Origin of the sequence: Planktotalea sp. (assembly GCF_049680325.1) — a bacterium.
In the GTDB taxonomy this organism is placed as follows: Bacteria; Pseudomonadota; Alphaproteobacteria; order Rhodobacterales; family Rhodobacteraceae; genus Planktotalea.
Genome location: NZ_JBAUHO010000060.1, coordinates 1 through 1,839, shown reverse-complemented (window position 1 = coordinate 1,839; position 1,839 = coordinate 1). Strand labels below are relative to the sequence as shown.

The window sequence follows — 1,839 nt, the reverse complement described above, 5'->3', positions numbered from 1 at the left end:
TCACTGTCTTATGGTAAGTCACATGTCCCACAGGGCAAGAGCATCACGCGCTCAGCAGTTTCCCAGCCAAGGCATCGTCGATCAGCTGGATCGTCTCGTCCACACCATAAAGCGCGATAAACCCGCCAAAGCGCGGGCCCTGAGACGCCCCCAACAACACTTCATACAACGCTGTGAACCAATCGCGCAGCGGTTCAAACCGTTCCTTGCCAACAGCAAAAACCATGGTTTGCAGCGCTTCAGCATCCAGCCCACCCTCCCAGGTTGTCAGCTGTGCGCGTAGATCTTCCATCGCTTCGCGCTCCAGATCGCTGGGCGCGCGGAAGACCTTCTTGGGCTTCACAAAATCATTGTAATACCGCACCGCGTGACCCGCAGCAGCATCCATTCCGGGATTTTTTTCAGGTGTCGCATCCGGCGCATAACGCTGAATAAAGCCCCACAGCTGTGACTTGTCCTCTGCCGAGGATACAGATGCCAGGTTCAACAACATCGACAACGGCACCACCATATCCGACTTGGGCACATCGCCGCCATGGATATGCCAGACCGGATTGTTCAACCGCGCCTTTGTATCTTGCGTTTCATAGGCCCGGAGCTGCTGATGATACTCATCCACCGCCTTGGGAATCACATCAAAGTGCATCCGCTTGGCTGTCTTGGGCTTGAGGAACATAAAATACGACAGACTTTCAGTGCTCGCATAGGTCAGCCACTGGTCAATCGAAATGCCGTTACCTGACGACTTCGAAATCTTCTGGCCATTCTCATCCAGAAACAGCTCATAACTAAAATGCTCCGGTTTCTTACCGCCCAGGATTTCGCAAATACGGTCGTAGATCGCGGTGTTGGTTGCGTGTTCCTTGCCATACATCTCAAAATCAACGTCCAGCGCGGCCCAACGTGCCCCGAAATCCGGCTTCCACTGCAATTTCACGTTCCCGCCGGTGACGGGCAAGGTCCACTCACGCCCGTCTTCATCGTCAAAGGTCACAGTATGATTCTTACCGTCGACGTGTTTCATCGGAACATACAGCACCCGACCTGTTTCGGGATGGATGGGCAGAAAGATGGAATAGGTCTGCTGGCGCTCTTCACGAAGGCTTTTCAGCATGACTTTCATGACATCGTCGTAACACTCTGCCGCGCGGCACAGAATTTCATCAAACTGTCCGCTCTGGTAAAATTCCCGGGCAGAGTAGAATTCGTACTCAAACCCGAATGTGTCCAGAAAACGTCGCAGCATGGCATTGTTATGATGGCCAAAGCTATCAAACTCATCAAACGGGTCAGGAACAGATGTCAGTGGCATATGCATATGTTGCGCCAGCATTTCCTGCTGCGGCACATTTCCCGGCACTTTGCGCATCCCGTCCAGATCATCCGAAAAACAAATCAGTTTCGTCGGAATTTCGGAAATCTCCTCGAATGCCCGCTTGATCATCGTCGTGCGCAGCACTTCGCCAAACGTCCCGATATGGGGCAGCCCCGACGGGCCATAGCCCGTCTCAAACAGCACATAACCCTTTGCGGGCGGTTTGGAGACGTAGCGTTTCAACACTGCGCGCGCCTCTTCAAAAGGCCACGCTTTGCTGGTCATTGCCGCTTGCCGCATCTCTGACATCTTGGATCATCCATTTATTGCCGATTCCGCGCACCTTGCGCATAGGCTCGGGCGTGTTCCTATTGCGTCCCCTCGGGTGCGTCAATATTCTGCGCCGCAACATCCCTTTTCCAAAGGACGGCCCAATGACAGACGTTTCCTCCCTATCGCTCAGTGCACAGGACTGTCTTGTGGCCCTGATGGTCGCTGTTTCAGCCTCTGATGCGGACATTCGC

General features: G+C 53.8%; 1 protein-coding gene. It reads right to left on the bottom strand.

The genetic code is table 11. The features are described 5' to 3' along the window. Nucleotides 1-43: 43 nt before the first annotated feature. Nucleotides 44-1,624 (bottom strand): lysine--tRNA ligase, encoded by a 1,581-nt coding sequence (locus WBC85_RS02515; RefSeq protein ID WP_424433104.1) that lies wholly within the window; start codon nucleotides 1,622-1,624, stop codon nucleotides 44-46. Between the last annotated feature and the right edge of the window lie 215 nt (nucleotides 1,625-1,839).

Coding starts and splice junctions, on each gene's coding strand:
- WBC85_RS02515 (WP_424433104.1), bottom strand. CDS start 1,624: ATGTCAGAGATGCGGCAAGCGGCAATGACCAGCAAAGCGTGGCCTTTT.